This window comes from Woodsholea maritima DSM 17123 (assembly GCF_000382325.1).
Classification (GTDB): Bacteria; Pseudomonadota; Alphaproteobacteria; order Caulobacterales; family Maricaulaceae; genus Woodsholea; species Woodsholea maritima.
Map to the genome: position 1 here is coordinate 192,107 of NZ_KB908058.1, position 15,170 is coordinate 207,276.

At 53.3% G+C, this 15,170-nt stretch carries 15 protein-coding genes and 1 tRNA gene; 13 read left to right on the forward strand and 3 right to left on the reverse strand.

Annotated elements, in window-relative coordinates:
• Position 1 precedes the first annotated feature (1 nt).
• Together H151_RS0109115 and H151_RS0109120 are read right to left on the reverse strand one after the other, a co-directional pair.
• Positions 2-922 (reverse strand): MBL fold metallo-hydrolase, encoded by a 921-nt coding sequence (locus H151_RS0109115; protein WP_019961356.1) that lies wholly within the window; start codon positions 920-922, stop codon positions 2-4.
• Positions 903-1,853, reverse strand: a complete 951-nt coding sequence (locus H151_RS0109120; protein ID WP_233354554.1) for an ATP-grasp domain-containing protein — start codon at positions 1,851-1,853, stop codon at positions 903-905. Before H151_RS0109120 ends, H151_RS0109115 begins: the two co-directional genes overlap by 20 nt.
• Positions 1,854-1,982: 129 nt before the next feature.
• On the opposite strand from H151_RS0109120, the gene H151_RS0109125 reads away from it, so the two are divergent.
• From H151_RS0109125 to H151_RS0109140, 3 genes are all read left to right on the forward strand, one after another.
• Positions 1,983-2,207: a hypothetical protein gene (locus H151_RS0109125; RefSeq protein ID WP_019961358.1), complete on the forward strand. Its 225-nt coding sequence runs from the start codon at positions 1,983-1,985 to the stop codon at positions 2,205-2,207.
• Between the two features lie 86 nt (positions 2,208-2,293).
• Entirely contained in the window at positions 2,294-3,907 is a 1,614-nt protein-coding gene (locus H151_RS0109130; protein ID WP_040759205.1) for a peptide ABC transporter substrate-binding protein, read from the forward strand.
• An 8-nt stretch (positions 3,908-3,915) separates the two neighbouring features.
• Positions 3,916-4,977 (forward strand): DUF3667 domain-containing protein, encoded by a 1,062-nt coding sequence (locus H151_RS0109140; RefSeq protein WP_083918517.1) that lies wholly within the window; start codon positions 3,916-3,918, stop codon positions 4,975-4,977.
• A gap of 53 nt (positions 4,978-5,030) precedes the next feature.
• On the opposite strand, the gene sppA is transcribed toward H151_RS0109140, so the two are convergent.
• On the reverse strand, positions 5,031-6,827 hold the full coding sequence (gene sppA / locus H151_RS0109145; RefSeq protein ID WP_019961361.1) for a signal peptide peptidase SppA: 1,797 nt from the start codon (positions 6,825-6,827) through the stop codon (positions 5,031-5,033).
• Between the two features lie 268 nt (positions 6,828-7,095).
• On the opposite strand from sppA, the gene H151_RS0109150 reads away from it, so the two are divergent.
• The 10 genes from H151_RS0109150 to H151_RS0109195 all read left to right on the forward strand — a co-directional run bounded on the left by H151_RS0109150 (position 7,096) and on the right by H151_RS0109195 (position 15,143).
• A tRNA-Gln gene (locus tag H151_RS0109150) sits at positions 7,096-7,170 on the forward strand.
• A 639-nt stretch (positions 7,171-7,809) separates the two neighbouring features.
• The gene (locus H151_RS0109155) at positions 7,810-8,580 is read left to right on the forward strand and encodes a DUF3450 domain-containing protein (RefSeq protein WP_019961362.1); all 771 of its coding nucleotides are present in this window, start codon (positions 7,810-7,812) and stop codon (positions 8,578-8,580) included.
• Between the two features lie 24 nt (positions 8,581-8,604).
• Positions 8,605-10,002 (forward strand): MotA/TolQ/ExbB proton channel family protein, encoded by a 1,398-nt coding sequence (locus tag H151_RS0109160; protein ID WP_026353938.1) that lies wholly within the window; start codon positions 8,605-8,607, stop codon positions 10,000-10,002.
• A gap of 25 nt (positions 10,003-10,027) precedes the next feature.
• Positions 10,028-10,549 (forward strand): MotA/TolQ/ExbB proton channel family protein, encoded by a 522-nt coding sequence (locus H151_RS0109165; RefSeq protein ID WP_019961364.1) that lies wholly within the window; start codon positions 10,028-10,030, stop codon positions 10,547-10,549.
• Positions 10,550-10,551: 2 nt separating this feature from the next.
• A complete protein-coding gene (locus H151_RS0109170) occupies positions 10,552-10,959 on the forward strand; it encodes an ExbD/TolR family protein (protein ID WP_019961365.1) in 408 nt (135 codons plus the stop codon).
• 14 nt (positions 10,960-10,973) lie between these two features.
• Positions 10,974-11,375 (forward strand): ExbD/TolR family protein, encoded by a 402-nt coding sequence (locus H151_RS0109175; RefSeq protein ID WP_019961366.1) that lies wholly within the window; start codon positions 10,974-10,976, stop codon positions 11,373-11,375.
• A 13-nt stretch (positions 11,376-11,388) separates the two neighbouring features.
• Entirely contained in the window at positions 11,389-12,006 is a 618-nt protein-coding gene (locus tag H151_RS0109180) for an energy transducer TonB (RefSeq protein ID WP_019961367.1), read from the forward strand.
• A gap of 60 nt (positions 12,007-12,066) precedes the next feature.
• Positions 12,067-13,617, forward strand: a complete 1,551-nt coding sequence (locus tag H151_RS0109185; protein WP_040759207.1) for a tetratricopeptide repeat protein — start codon at positions 12,067-12,069, stop codon at positions 13,615-13,617.
• A gap of 198 nt (positions 13,618-13,815) precedes the next feature.
• A complete protein-coding gene (locus tag H151_RS0109190; RefSeq protein ID WP_019961369.1) occupies positions 13,816-14,442 on the forward strand; it encodes an energy transducer TonB in 627 nt (208 codons plus the stop codon).
• Between the two features lie 170 nt (positions 14,443-14,612).
• Complete coding sequence (locus H151_RS0109195; RefSeq protein WP_019961370.1) at positions 14,613-15,143, forward strand: DUF2867 domain-containing protein; 531 nt, start codon at positions 14,613-14,615, stop codon at positions 15,141-15,143.
• Positions 15,144-15,170 lie beyond the last annotated feature (27 nt).

The following is a 15,170-nucleotide window of genomic DNA, read 5'->3' on the forward strand; positions in this document are numbered from 1 at the left end:
ATTAGAGCGCATGCGCGATTTGCGAGACCGGGTGATACTGCGCGCCCAACTCAGCTGCGCCCGGCGTGGTGATCTTGCCTTGCTTGATCAAGTGAATGACATGGGCAAAGACGGAGTGGGCCGCCGCGGGGTGCAGGCGCTTATCGACATCGCTATAGAGCGTTTCGACGATGGCGCGGATTTGGGTCTGGCCTTTTTCGATCTCGCCCAGAATGGCCGCCTCACGCCTGCGTCGGTGGGCAATATATGCGCCTAAAAACGCGTCGGGCTCATCGACAGCGGGGCCATGGGTGGGCCAGAGCCGGGCAAACTGGCGCGCACGGATCCGCTCCAACTGGGAAAGATAATCGCCCATATCGCCATCGGGCGGGCTGACCACCGAGGTTGACCAGGCCATGACATGATCACCACAGAACAGGATATTCTCCTCCTTCAGAGCATAGCACATATGGTTGGAGGTGTGACCGGGCGTGTGAAGCGCCTCAAGCGTCCAATTGGGGCCTGAAAAAACCGCGCCATCCTGGATCAGGACATCTGGGGTGAAGCCACGATCATCACCGGCTTCCATGCGCACTTCGCAGTCTTCCGGCATGGCTTGAGCTGGGCCATAGCCATAGGTCTGACAGCCATGCTTTTGCGCCAAAGGCTTGGCCATTGGGCTATGATCCAAATGGTGATGGGTGACAAAGACATGGGTCACGCGCTCGCCCTCTAAGGCTTTATCCAGCGCAGCGATATGCTCCGGCATGACGGGGCCGGGGTCTAGAACGGCGACCTCGCCCTCGCCAATGATATAAACGCCCGTGCCGGTATAGGTGAAGGGGCCGGGATTGGGGGCAACGATCCGGCGAATGCGCGCGGACAGGCGGTCACAACGGCCATATTCAAAGTCAAAGTCTTTTTTAAACGGAATGGCCGTCATGATGGAGATGTCCTTCAAGGCGCTGGCTGATATAGTTTTTGAGGGTCTGGGCCAGGATATGACTGGCTTTAAGCTTGTCTTTTAAAGGCAGGCGTATGGGTGGGCCCATATCGGTTTTATTGACATCGACGATCCAGATCTGGCCATCGCGGCGATCGCGCAGGACATCAATCCCACCCCAATCCAGCTGCATGGCCTGGCAGAAGGCTTTGATCTGGGCGCGCTCGCTGTCGGTGAAGACCTGGGCAGGCTCAACCAAATGCACCTGGGTATTCATATTCGCAAAGCGCTGATCCTTTGGGCGGCGCTTGATAAAGACCAAGGGGATCTCGCCGCCCACGGTGGGACAGCGTAAATCCTCTACACAGCCATCATCAGCCAGATTATCGATCAGGCGTTGATAAACGCGGCCCGGTTGCGCGGCGCAAGGATTGTGATGTATCTGGCCATCATGGGCCCCATTAAGTTCTGATTTCTCGACGAAAGCGCCCTCATAGCGTGTGGGATCAATCTCAAGAGCGCGCGTGAAAACCTGCTCAAAAATCTCCGCCACCTGGCTTTTGGCGGCATTGCCGCACGCGCCATTGATCATGGGCAGGGCCGTGGGCGGGGTCGGGATGGGCGAATGGGTCAGATCTTCGAAGAAGAAGGCGATGTCAGCCTCTTGTGGGGTGTGCACGACCCGCAGGCCCGCCAAATGCATAACTGGCCAGATCAAATACCAGGGGCGTGGGCGATCAGGGGTAAACCAGATTTTTGGCCCCTTCGCGGGGGTCTTTAACCTTAACGCTTCTATGCAAAGATGATAACCGAGCCAGGTCGCAGTATCGCCAATGACGCCCCATTCAATCGGGACGGCAGCGCCGGTTTTCTTGACATGCATAACGCCGTTCGAAAACCTGAAATCATGCCACCAGGCTATATTCTGCACAATGTCGTCTCCAAGCTTTGTCGCAATACTACTGCGTTCGCGCCGTGTGGCAAATCACGCGCGTTCACAACCGGTCTCATTTTTGCGTAACGCCTTGATGACAGGCACACAGATGGGTCAAACTGGGTTATGCGCGAACCATTATTACTTAAAACGATCATGGGCCATGGCGTCTTATTTGCCTCGCGACGTCTGCGCGTGATCATGATGGCCCTTGTTTTTATTGTGACCTTAAAGGCGCTGATTTTTAGTCTTTATCCCGCTTTCACACCCGCTATTAGCGCTGAACCGGGGTCCGCGCGGGTTGCTATTTCATCTCATTCTTCATTAAGCTTAAAGACGTCTCAAGAATAATTGCAGCCCTAAGTCGAATAGAAACGCTCTGTTTAGTCTTATTGATTAAGAATGGACAAAAGCGGATTTAAATGGGGGAGTCGGATATGGTACGAGCATGGACTTCGCGCCTAGCCATGAGTGTTGCAGCGGCCTGTCTTTTGACCGCCTGTTCACAAGATACAGGCCATCACGGGCAAGTTTTGCGACGCGGCAACACGGCTGAACCCTTGACCCTAGACCCTCAACGCAGCAATGGCATTTGGGAAAATCATATCCTGGGCGATATGTTCATTGGGCTTTTTACCGAGAATGTCGCCGGTGAGCCCGTGCCGGGTATGGCCGAAAGTTGGAGCGTCAGCGAAGACGGCCTGGTATGGGTGTTTGAACTGCGTGAAGCCTTCTGGTCAGATGGCGAGCCCGTGACGGCCTATGATTTTGAATATGCCTTCCAGCGTATTCTTGATCCCGGCACGGTGGCGCAATACGCCACGATTTTACATCTTTTTAAAAACGCCCAAGCGATTACAGAAGGGGCTATGCCCGCCAGTGCTGTGGGGGTGAATGCCATTGATGCGCATACTTTACGCATCGAACTGGAATATCCCGCACCTTATCTGCCAGGTCTATTGGCTCATGTCACGACCTATCCCATTCCGCGTCACATTGTTGAAATTTATGGTGATGCCTGGGTGCAGCCCAGTAATATCGTGGTCAATGGCCCCTATCGCCTGGCGGAATGGCGCTCCAATGAGTTTATTCGCCTGGAACGCAATGCGCGCTTTTTCGATAATGCCAATGTCTGCATGGATGAGGTCTATTACTATCCGACCCCCAACTCGATCCTGGCCGATCGCATGGTGCGTGCGGGCGATCTGGACGTGAATATGGATTTCTCTGGCGATGATCTCAATGAATTACGTCAAATCATGCCCGATTATGTGCGGGTCCATCCTTGGGTGGGGTTGGTGTATTTTTCATTCAATACCGAAACCGAGATGTTTGCCGATCAACGCGTGCGTGAAGCTTTGTCCTTGGCGCTCGATCGCGAGCATATCACCCAGGATGTTACAGGCTCTGGCGAGATTGCGGCCTATAGCTTTGTTCCGCCGGGCATGAATAATTATGAATCCGGCGCGCGTATCCGCTGGGAGGATCAATCGCTGGAAGAGCGGCGTGCGCATGCGGTCCGTCTTTTGACTGAGGCAGGGTATGGCCCTGATCGCCTGTTAAGCTTCGTGTTCCATTATCGTGCCGCAGGACATAGCCAATTGGTGGCGCGGGAGGCGGAACGTCAATGGGAGGCCTTGGCCCCCTGGGTTGATGTCGGTTTGGAGGCTTCTGAGACCTCCATTCATTATGCGGATTTGCGCGCGGGCGATTTCCAATTCGCGGATAGTGCGTGGATTGGCGACTATAATGATGCCTATAACTTCCTGTATCTCGCCGAAGGCTCTACGGGCGGCATGAATTATTCAAATTTTTCAGATCCTGACTATGATGCTCTGTTGGCGCAGGCTAATCGCACCAATGAGGCGCAGGCGCGCGCAAACTTGATGATGGAAGCCGAGCAAATTTTGCTCGATGAGCAGCCCTATATTCCGGTGTATTTCCAGGTCAATAAATCCCTGGTCAATCCTGATTTGACGGGATGGGAAGACAACCTCTTCCATATTCACCGCTCGCGCTTTTTGTGCTGGAATAGTCCCAACCAGGACTAGCGGGGACGATGATGGAGACACGATACACCCCGAAGCGGATACGCTCGGGGCTTCACCCTCTGCATGCACATGGGGTTTGCGATAATTGCCAAACCGATCTGGTTGGCGAAGTTTGCCATAAATGCGGGCAGCCGGAACAGGATTTCCATCGCCCAATCCTAAAGCTTATTCGTGACGGCTTAAGTGATGCCTTTGCCCTAGACGGGCGGGTCATGCATACCCTACCAGATTTGATGCTGCGCCCTGGGGCGATGACCCGGCTTTATTTGAAGGGCGCGCGGGCCCGGTTTGTGCCGCCCTTTCGGCTTTATATTATCGCCAGTCTGTTGTTTTTCCTGTTGGTGCCTTTGTTGGGGCGTTTAGATCAGGGCTGGGGCAATTTCGGCCCCCGTGTTGAGCGCACCCAAAGCGAAGCGATGGCCCCCGCCCCCTGGGAGCCAGGGGGGCAGCCTTTGGGGCGCCATGTTCCGCAGACCACAGTTCGGGGCTTTGGCATCAATGTGCAGCCTGAAGATGAGGGGGCAAATGCGCCCCCCTTGACCACGGATGAAGCTGTTCAACAGATGCGCGAAGACATTGCCGGGCAGCGTCAACGCACAGAGGCCACGCCACAGGTCCAGCCCTATGAGGATGATGTCTGGGCATATTTAACGCATAAATTAGAACGTGTGTCAGGCAATCCAAATGCTGTATTGCGTGAAACACTGCATTGGTCCTCACGCCTGGCTTTTATCAGCGTGCCTTTCTTTGCATTGATCCTGGCCATTTTATACTGTTGGCGCAAAGGGTTGTATTACTTTGATCACCTGATAACCGCTTTACATACACAAAGCGCATTTTTTATTATGGCGCTTATTGGGTCTTTGATCAGTATCCTCATCCCCAGTTGGATCGTCATCTTATTCTTCATGACCTATGCCTGGTATTATATATATCGAGTACAGCGCACGGTTTATACATCGGGACGTTTTATGGGTAACATTCGTACGTTTGTGCTGTATATGAGTTATATGATGGTCTTCTCAACAGGGCTTCTCATCGCCTTCTTATTTGGTGTAATGACGGTATAAAAAAGGCCCATCGCCATTGGCGATGGGCCTTTTTCTTTGGTCTTTATCCCGGCTTAGTGAACGTCATCCACAGGGGCATAAAGCTGCGTGCCAGGCTGGCTCATGCGATTGCGCATCTCCAGGGCAGCCTGAACCTCTGGCAATTGCATCAATTGGCGAAGTTCGGTTGCGCTTTGTGCGCCTTCAACCGAGGCCCCGAACAAAGACTGGAAGGCCTCAAACGGGGTCAGTTGACGCGGGAAACGGCGCAGGGCCACATCATCATCCGCGTCCAGATTGGCGATTTCCTTGGCCGCTTCAATGGCCGTTGAAATGCCCCCAATGCGGTCAACCAAACCATGCTCTAGGGCTTGTTGGCCGGTCCATACCCGCCCGCGGGCAATGTTTTGCACCTCAGCCAAGGGAAGATCGCGCCCATCAGCCACTTTCTGGGTAAAGTCTTCATACACGTCTTCGGCAAGGGTGTAGAAGGCTTGCGCCTGTTCGGGTGTCCATAGGTCCGCACTGGAATATACGGTGGCATAATCACCGCCGACATGAATGCTTTCGGTGTTAAGTCCGATACGGTTCAGCGCAGGATCGGTCACGATTTTACCCGACAACATCCCGATTGAACCGGTGATGGTGGTGGCATTGGCAATGATCAAATCGGCAGGGGCGGCGATATAATAGCCACCCGACGCTGCAAGGCTGCCCATTGAAATGATAACCGGCTTGCCCGCTTCGCGTGCACGCACAACCGCATCCCAAATCTGATCGGACGCAATGGCGGATCCCCCTGGGCTGTTGACGCGCAAGATGATCACGCGAACATCTTTATCCTCAACCGCCGCATCAATGGCTTCCGCCAGGGTGTCGCCGCCGATGGAAGCTTGGTTTGAGAAGCCCCCGGCAGAGCTTTGCCCGGTCATAATCGCGCCTTCACCCTCGACCAGGGCGATGACGGGGAGGTTGCTGACATGCGCAGAATGGGCCGCTTGTTGGCTGGCATAGGTTTCAATGTCCACGATCTGGGCGTTTTTACCGGCACGCTCGCGGGCGGCATGACGGGCGGCCGCAACATGACCCAGCTGGTCAACCAAGCCGTTTTGCTGGGCCTGCTCAGCAGAATAAGGTCCGTTCACGATGATATTGCGCATTGCGCTTTCGCTTTGATCACGGTCTTGGGCGCTGGTGGCGACCAGGGTGTCAAAAAGCGAGCCGAGAAGAGATAAAGTCGCTTCGCGGTGCGCTTCGGTGAAATCGCTTTGTGTGTAAACATTGGCAGCGTTTTTATATTCGTAGAATTGGACGAATTGCGGAACGGCACCAAAGTGTTCGAATAATCCGCCCAGGAACATGGTTTCGGTGGCCATGCCAACGGCAGCAAAATTGGCCGTATCTTGCAGCCAGATCTCATCCGCGCCGCTAACGGCGAAATAATTCGTAACGCCGGTGCCTTCGAAGCCTTGGGCATGCGCAATCACAAATTTACCGCTCGCGGAGACTTTGGCCAAAGCGGTGCGAATTTCTTCTGCGGAAGCCGGGCTCATGCCATATTCGTTGGCACGGACCAAAACGCCCTTAACATTATTGTCTTCGATGGCGTTTTCTAAGGTCAGCACCGTATCCACCACAGACAAGGGCTGGGTGTAGGCAAAGGGTGAGCGGCTCGGCTGATCTGAGCGCGCTTCACGTAAATCAAGTTCCAGCACCACAGGGCCGGAAATCTGCGCAGGTGCGTTGCTCGCCTGCATGGCGGCAGAGCTGATCAAGCCCGCAATCAAAAAGACGGCGAGTACAACCGTCAAGATCGAACCGATGAGCACACCCACGATCGATCCAAAAAAAGTTACCCAAAACTGTTTCATAATCCCCTCAAGTCCCAAACCAAATCTTGAACCAAATCTTGTGATTATTTCTATCCTACCGCTTGCATGAAGCGGGGTCTAGTCAGAGTTGAGTGCGAAGTGATTGAGAGTCTCGTGAGCGTGAGCGCTACGATGGGAATCGAAGATGGTGACGAGGATGAAAAGACTTTTGCTCAAGGCTAAGGTGCACTTGGTCTGCATGTGGGTCTTGCATTGCGCGCAAGGCCCCGGTATTCACCACGGCCTCAGACGCGTTGACACGCTCTGCTGGGGTATCGCCAAGCGGTAAGGCATCGGTTTTTGGTACCGACATTCCCAGGTTCGAATCCTGGTACCCCAGCCACTTTCTCCTCGTAAAATCACGTTCCTATCTACAGAGTGATGACCTCTGGGGTTGGCTCACCACTGTTTATCTGTTCGCGCGGCCAGATTGCACTTTGCTGTGCGCTCGAACTTGGGGGCGAGATCTCTGATGTGATTCTGTTTTTGGGCAGCACATAAGGCGAGGCGCTTACTCGAATTCACGTATTGAGCGCGCTTGGGGCGAATTATTCTATGCGCATCAACAGAATTTCATTGAATGCAATATAATCAGGGGTGCGTTAGGGTTAACAAAACCTAGCTTGGGGCCTGCATGCGTCAAAAAAACGCGTTTAATACGCTCTTGCGCAGTTTCTCCAGTTGATCTTCACGAATTGGATGCTAGCCTTTTGCGTTGACGCGCTATGCGTTTAAACACTATGCCAAAGAGACAGCGGAAAAACGCTGCATTAAAATCAGGACGAAGGGCAGTTCCGTAAGGAGGCTGTCATTTTTACCTGTTAAGCACTTCGGTGGCCAATCGGGCCACGACGGGGCGTGGGCGCGCTCCGGTTTTAGTAGGGGACCGAAGCCGTCGCGGTGACGTCGGCGTAAGGACACACAAACGAGGGTAACCGTGAAGCGCAGACATTCGTCTGCGTCGGCTACTGTGAGGCGAGATATGTCGAACAAGGTGAAACGGATCCGCACTGCTGTCGCGGGCGCCGCATTGGCGCTGGTTGCGGCGGGCGCAGCGCATGCTCAGCTCGATCAGGCTCTGCAAACGGCGCAGCGCTCTACGCAAGAGGGGGCGCAGGCGCAAGCTCAGATCGATCGTCTTGGGGATGAAGCCCAAGATTTAGAGCGTGAATATTTGGCTCTACGTGAGCAAATTGAATCTCAGCGCGTATTTGTTGAGCAGCAAGAAGTTTTCTTGCGTTCACAAAATAACGAAGTTGGCAGCCTTCAAGCTCAGTTGCAGCGTGTTTCAACCATTGAGCGTGATTTGACGCCAATGTTGCTTGAAATGTATGTCTCCTTGGAGGCGTTCATCGCTGCTGATCTGCCATACAAAATCCAACAACGTCAGGACCGTCTTGCAAATATTCAAGACATGTTAGGCGAAGCCAGCATTACTCCGGCTGAAAAATACCGCGTGCTTTTGAACGCTTTCGAAATCGAAGCGGCTGCGGGTCGTTCACTGTCAACTTACTCTGAAGAAGTTGTTCGTGATGGCGTCGCGGAAGAAGCTGAAATCCTGCAAATTGGTCGTGTGGCCATGATCCGTCGGTTCAATGATGGCGTGACCGAGATTATGACCAAAGACAACCAAAGCTGGCGTCCTGTTCCAGGTTCTGCAGGCGGCGATCTTGATCGTGCCTACCGGATCGCGTCTGAGATCACGACACCTGACGTCTTTGCTGCGCCTTTGCCGGCCCCGGTTTCTCAATAAGCCCTAGAGACAGGATTTTAAGCGATGAAAGCTATGTTTAAACTTGTCGCAGCTGCCTCTTTGTGCGCGGCTTTGACAACGGGTTCGGTTTTGGCTCAGCCAGAGCGTGAACCGGTTACCAGTATTTCTCAACTTCTTGAGCGTGTTCGCACTGATTCTCGTGACGCTGCGGCTGAAAATCAGCGCCGTTTGCAAGAATTCCGCTCAGAGCGTGGTCAACAAGCGGCACGCGTTGCGCAAGCGCGTTCTGAATTGGCCGGTTTGGAAGCGATCGCTCGCAACAACCAAGCTCAATTCGACCAAAACCAAGCCCGTATTGAAGAGCTGGCCGCTGAGTTGCGGACCGCTCAAGGCTCTTTCGGTGAGCTATTTGGTGCGGCGCGTCAGTCTGCAGGTGAATTCGGGTCTTTGATCGAGGCCTCACTGGTTTCAGCTCAGCACCGTGGTCGCCACGAAGCTCTGTTGGAGCTGGCGGAATCACAAACCCTGCCTGAGCGTCGTGAGTTGGATTTGATCTGGCAAACCATGATCGACGAAATGAACGCGCAAGCTGAAGTCGTCACCTTCAACACGAATGTGTTGGGTCTGGGTGAAGGTTCTCCAGTGTCTGTAACACGCGTTGGTCCATTTGACGCCTTCGCACAAGATGGCGGCGTTAAATATGTGGTTTGGACCTCGGATGAGCAGAACCAGGGCGCTGGCTATCGCCTGTCTGTCCTGGGTACTCAGCCTCCAGGTCGCGTTATGGGTATGGCTCAGTCTCTGATCAATGGTCAGCCGGGTGAGATTGTTGCCGGTCCTGTCGATCCGTCTCGCGGTGCTCTGTTGGCCATCTATAAAGAAGTGCCAAGTTTGACTGAGCGCTTTGAGCAAGGCGGTGTCGTTGCTGTTGTGATCGCGGTTCTGCTGGTTTTCTCAGCAATCTTTGGTGTGTTCCGTATCGTTGCTCTGTTGTTGGCCTCTTCTGGTATCAGCGCACAGAAACGTCGTTCTACGGCCTCTGCCTCTAACCCACTGGGCCGCATTATGTTGGCATATGAGAGCGTCAAAGACCGCTCTTTGGAAACCATTGAGTTGAAAATCGACGAGGCGATCCTGCGTGAAACGCCTAAGTTCGAATTTGGCTTGAACTTCTTGAAGCTGGCTGCCGCTGTTGCCCCTCTGTTGGGTCTGCTCGGTACGGTTACGGGTATGATCACGACCTTCACCCAGATTACTCTGTTTGGTACTGGCGATCCAAGGATCATGGCCGGTGGTATTTCAGAAGCTCTGGTTACCACGGTGTCTGGTCTGGTTGCAGCTATTCCTTTGCTGTTCATCCACTCTTTCGCCGCCAGCTTCGCCCGCAGCGCTCAACAGTCTCTGGAAGAGCAAGCTGCTGGTATCATCGCCCGTCACGCTGAAGAGCGTGGCGACGCTTAAGCCCTAGAGCAAAGGAACCAAACCCATGGATTTCCAAAGTGCCATGTCAGGCCTACAGGAATTCCTGGAGCGGGGAGGCCCGATCCTGAATTGGATCATGATCCTCACATTCGTGATGTGGGCCTTCATCCTTGAGCGTATCGTATACTTCACCACCGCCCATAAGGGCGTAACTGAAAAAGCCATCCAAGAGTGGGCCGCGCGTAGCGATCATTCGTCTTGGTATGCCCACGCTATTCGTGAGCAAATGGTGTCAGAGGTGAAGCAACGGGCTTCGCAGAATGTCGAGTTGATCAAAACCTTGGTCGCTGTGGCACCTCTGTTCGGTCTGTTGGGTACGGTGACCGGTATGGTCTCGGTGTTCGACGTTATGGCGATCTCTGGATCGTCTGACGCGCGCTCGATGTCTTCCGGTGTGGCTCGTGCAACCATCCCTACCATGGCAGGTATGGTGGCATCGCTCTCAGGACTTGTTTTCTCCAGCCAAATTGAGCGGATCGCAAAGCGCAGTGCGCAAAAATTTGCCGATCAGCTGGGAGTGGAGTAACGATGCGTAGACGTTCTCATGCAGGTGATGGTGATCAGGCCGAAGTCAATATGACTCCGATGCTCGACATCGTATTCATTCTGCTCATCTTCTTCATCGTGACGGCCACTTTCTTGCAGGAGCAGGGCGTAGATATGCGTCCGCCGCCTCCTTCACAAGAACCGCCACAAGCGAATTCTGATCCTGTGATCCTGGTTCAGGTGAATGATCAGAACCGCGTTTTCGTCAACCAGGAAGCCACCTCAGCAGAGCGTGTGATTGCGGCCGTTTCTCGCATTCGTGCGGAAAATCCACAATCTGCCGTTCTGATCGAAGCGGCCGATCAAGCCAAGCATGGTACGATCGTCGCGATCTGGGATGAGCTGCGTTCGAATGAGATCCCGGTCTCCATTCAGCGCGCGGAAAACTAGGGAGGGAATAGTTTATGTCTCGTCGTAGCCGCGTGAATACTGAATCGACCGATGCCGAACTGGATATGACGCCCATGTTGGACGTTGTGTTCATTCTGTTGATCTTCTTCATCGTAACTTCGGTTTTCGTCAAAGAACCAGGCACAGAAATTTTCCGTCCTGAAGCCGCGCTTACAGAAGGTCAAAAGCCTTCCATGTTGGTAGCGGTCACTTCAGCGGATGAGATCTGGGTCAATCGTAACGTCTATGAGCTGTCACAGCTGCGTGGGGTTTTTGAGCAAATGCGTCAAGAAAACCCGCTGGCTAAGGCCATGATCCAGGGTGATGCTGAAGCCCCGATCGGTACGGTTTTAGACGTCCAAGAATTGCTGATGGATATGGGCATTGATGTCCATGTCTCGACGCAAGAGCCATAAGGGAGGGAAGTCGATGGCTGTCTTTATTCGTCTTCTGGCTGCTCTTCCTGTAGCTGCCTTGGTGACGCTCATCATTTTCTTAATCATGCCTCTTTTGATCTTTACAGACGAGATCCCCATTGAGGAAGAAGCTGATGAACTTCGTATTTCAATCCGTGATGAGGTTGAAGAGGTGCGGACCAGGACACGTGATCTAACCCCTGATGAGGTTGATCAGGTTGATCCCCCGCCCCCTCCGCCTCAGGTCGAACAGCAGCGCGCTGACCAGCCCACAGAGAGTGTCTCTACGGCTGTGGGTGAACTGCCTACGTTTGACCAGCCTGATTTGGGCTCCAATACGGTAAGCTTCTCGGTTTCTGATCGCGATGCCCAGCCGTTGGTCCGGATCGAGCCACAATATCCGCCGCGTGCGGCTGAACGTGGCACGGAAGGTTATTGCACAGTCAATTTTGACGTGAACCCAGATGGAACGCCGACCAATATCTCGATTATTAGCTGTTCAAGCTCTGTGTTTGAACGCTCATCAATCCGAGCGGTTGAACGCTGGCGTTACAATCCGAAGATCGTCAATGGTCAAGCGGTAGCGCGGACCGGGGTTCAAACCCGCTTCGACTATCAATTGGCTGACTAATGTCACGCGCGGGCTCACTGCTCACTGGGAGCAGTGAGCCTCTCGCCCCAGGAGCTTAAGATGCAACGCTCTTTTGGACTAAATTCTAAAGGCGTCCTGCGGGCTGCAGGAACCTTATTCGCGGCATCGGTGATCGCGCTTAGCGTCACTATGCCATCAGAGGCCCAACGGGGTCGTAACAACAATGATGAAGCCGAGCGCAATGAAGAGAACCGTTCGTTCTCGGCTGAGATTGGTCAAATTGTTCTGGATGCGCAAACTGCGCTTTCAGAAGATAATAATGCAGAGGCCATTCGGCTTTTGACCTCTGCCCTGCAACAAGAACCATCCCCTTATGAAACTGGGATGATCTACAATTTGCGGGCGCGTGCGTATTTTGCACAAGACAACCTACCGCAAGCTATTCGCGATTTCTTGGCCGCCATTAACAATGGCGCGTTCAATAATGAAGAAATTGCCGATCTTCGTATTGCCATTGGCCAGATGTATCTGGCTGAAGACCAAATCAACGAAGGTATTCAGCAATTCGAATTGGCCCTGCAGTCTGGTGTTGAATTAAGCGCATCTTTGGCGAAGAAATTAGCACAAGCTTATGTCCGTGCGGAGCGTTTCCGTGAAGGTCTGCAATACGCTGAATTCTTCTATAATAATGAGCCTAATAAGGTGATGGGGGATTACTCCCTCATGCAATATTACTACAATCAGCTGGAGCGTCCTCAAGACGAGCTGCGGGTTGTACGTGAAATTGTAAACCGTTTCCCAGGTGAGCGTACCGGTTGGCAAAACTTGGTTGCCCTCTATGCGCGAACTGGGCAAGAGCCTTTGGCGTTCGAAGTTAACAAGTTGATGTACCTCAATGGGTTAACTCAAGATGGCCGTCAGGTTGTTAACCTGGTTCAGTATTACAGCTTTTATGAGAACCCCTATCGGGGGGCAAGCATTCTCGAACGTGAGATGAATGCTGGTACCATTGAAAACAACCGCCAAAACCTAGAACTACTCGCCAATCTATGGCGTCAGGCTCAGGAATGGCAACGCGCTTTGGGGCCTCTTGAGCGTTTAGCTGAGATGACTGGTAGTGGTGATGATGCTCGCAAATTGGGCGAAGCCTACTTCCAGTTGAATCAAAATGCGCAAGCTGAAACGTGGCTTGCTCGTGCTGTTGAGCGTGGTGGTTTTGACCGTATCGGCAATGCCTGGACGATGTTAGGTAATGCGCGTTATAATCAAAACAATCGCCAAGGCGCATTGCGCGCTTGGCGTGAGGGGGCGCGCTACCCTGAATCACGTCGTACAGCTCAAGGCTGGATCCAGTTCGTGGTTGCCCAGATTGAAAACGAGGGCATGCGCGAATATCAACGCCGCAAAGTGGTGTTTGATGAGTGTGATCTCACCATTGATGCTGAGAAAGCCCAAGCGGTTCTTTTGGGTAATCTTGATGAAGATGGGCGTGTGCGTTTGGATGAAGTGCCTGAGCGGTGTCAGTCTTACTTCAACGTCTATGGTGAGTTGATCCCAGGGTCGGCACCTGTTCCTCCTGGTCAACAGCAAGCTCAAGCAGAGCCTGTTGAAGACAGCCAAGAAGAAGCTTCTGAAAGCGAAGCGGGCTAAGACTTGCTTGTCTTTTTATGCTTTAAAACCCCGGCCTTTGGCCGGGGTTTTTTCTTAGTTCCTCAGAGTATTCGACCAAGGTCTTACGACTAATGTCTAAGCGAGAAGGGTAATTATCGACTTATTAACAAGGGTTTATCGCGTTACTATCTCCGGTATCGCCTTTCGGTGATGCAAAATTTAACAAGGGGATTAACAATGGCGACAACCCTGCAACCGATGCATTCCCAGCTGACACGGATCGTCATGATGACACCGCTGGCCGCTTTTATAACCCTCGTGGTGTTTATGGTCATGCAGATGCTGATCCGTGTTGAAGCGGCTTTGCCCGAATTGGCTATAGAATTGCCGCGGATCACGATTTTTGAGTATGTTGCACCCGAACAGCCGGAACGCCGAGCTTTTGATCCTGTAGAGCCCACGCCGGCCCCACCGGCGCGCCCTGATGTTGAACCTGTAGATCCGCTGAACCCCACCACATTTGGGGACGGCTATCCACCTGTGCCCGCGCCCCGCCCGGATACAGGCGGCACTGGCGCTATGGGCCCTGTGGAGATCCCCATGGCGGGATTGGTGCGCCGTATCAATCCTGATTATCCCATGGATATGGCGTCACGCGGGATCGAGGGGGAGTGCCTGGTGGCCTATGATATTTTAGGCTCGGGCCACACTGCGAATGTGCGGATTATCAACTGCACGCATTCGGGATTTGCGCGTTCGACTGTGCGTGCGGTTGAGCAATGGCGCTATGGTATAGATAGCAACATCCCCGCAACAGCGGTGCGGGAGCGTGAGACGACAAATATTGTGTATAATCTCGACTAAGACGCGAACACTCTGCACGGAAAAGGCGGGCTGCGGCCCGTCTTTTTTTATGTCTTTCTCTCTGCGTGCGCATTGTTAAAAAGGGTGATCTGAATAGGGGGGGGCAGGCACATCACGCTTGAGGCGCATTGTCACGCCATTGGCCCGAGGGGGTGGGTTATAAAGGGGGCATGATTAGATCAGATACCTTGCCCTATCACAGTCTGCTATGCGCCTATGTGGCCCCAAAAGACTATGTAGATGTCTATAGCGCCGATTTGAGCGTCCGCCCGGATCTTATGGAGTGTGATATACGCGTTTTGGCGCAGCACTGCCTGTGCGCGGAGATTAAGTGGGCCAAACATCTGTTGAAGCTCAGGGATTTGATCGTGAAGCCCCTAGGGCTCAAATCCACCGACCTGTTGAGCCGGGATGACGCGCAAAGCGAGATCGAGGCTAAGGGGGTAGGGGACCGGATTGATTTCTTTAAAATCTATCAGATTACAGCGGATGAAATCCTGTTGGGTGAGGATGATCGCCATCAGGATTTTCGCGTGTCAGTGATGCGTCAACGCGGTGATCACCCTCGCCTTTATGTGGCGACCTGCTGTAAGCGGCATAATTTTTTGGGATATGCCTATCTCGCTATAATCCTGCCCTTTCATAAGGCGATTGTGATGAGCGGTTTACGCCGGGCTTTACAAGATCCCTTGCGGCCATGAAAAAGCCCTGAGCGTGAAGGCTCAGGG

Excerpts from the sequence above, each read along its gene's own strand:
- H151_RS0109115 (WP_019961356.1), bottom strand. The coding sequence starts at position 922 with ATGACGGCCATTCCGTTTAAAAAAGACTTTGACTTTGAATATGGCCGT.
- H151_RS0109125 (WP_019961358.1), top strand. The coding sequence starts at position 1,983 with ATGCGCGAACCATTATTACTTAAAACGATCATGGGCCATGGCGTCTTA.
- H151_RS0109130 (WP_040759205.1), top strand. The coding sequence starts at position 2,294 with ATGGTACGAGCATGGACTTCGCGCCTAGCCATGAGTGTTGCAGCGGCC.
- H151_RS0109140 (WP_083918517.1), top strand. The coding sequence starts at position 3,916 with ATGATGGAGACACGATACACCCCGAAGCGGATACGCTCGGGGCTTCAC.
- sppA (WP_019961361.1), bottom strand. The coding sequence starts at position 6,827 with ATGAAACAGTTTTGGGTAACTTTTTTTGGATCGATCGTGGGTGTGCTC.
- H151_RS0109155 (WP_019961362.1), top strand. The coding sequence starts at position 7,810 with ATGTCGAACAAGGTGAAACGGATCCGCACTGCTGTCGCGGGCGCCGCA.
- H151_RS0109160 (WP_026353938.1), top strand. The coding sequence starts at position 8,605 with ATGAAAGCTATGTTTAAACTTGTCGCAGCTGCCTCTTTGTGCGCGGCT.
- H151_RS0109165 (WP_019961364.1), top strand. The coding sequence starts at position 10,028 with ATGGATTTCCAAAGTGCCATGTCAGGCCTACAGGAATTCCTGGAGCGG.
- H151_RS0109170 (WP_019961365.1), top strand. The coding sequence starts at position 10,552 with ATGCGTAGACGTTCTCATGCAGGTGATGGTGATCAGGCCGAAGTCAAT.
- H151_RS0109175 (WP_019961366.1), top strand. The coding sequence starts at position 10,974 with ATGTCTCGTCGTAGCCGCGTGAATACTGAATCGACCGATGCCGAACTG.
- H151_RS0109180 (WP_019961367.1), top strand. The coding sequence starts at position 11,389 with ATGGCTGTCTTTATTCGTCTTCTGGCTGCTCTTCCTGTAGCTGCCTTG.
- H151_RS0109185 (WP_040759207.1), top strand. The coding sequence starts at position 12,067 with ATGCAACGCTCTTTTGGACTAAATTCTAAAGGCGTCCTGCGGGCTGCA.
- H151_RS0109190 (WP_019961369.1), top strand. The coding sequence starts at position 13,816 with ATGGCGACAACCCTGCAACCGATGCATTCCCAGCTGACACGGATCGTC.
- H151_RS0109195 (WP_019961370.1), top strand. The coding sequence starts at position 14,613 with ATGATTAGATCAGATACCTTGCCCTATCACAGTCTGCTATGCGCCTAT.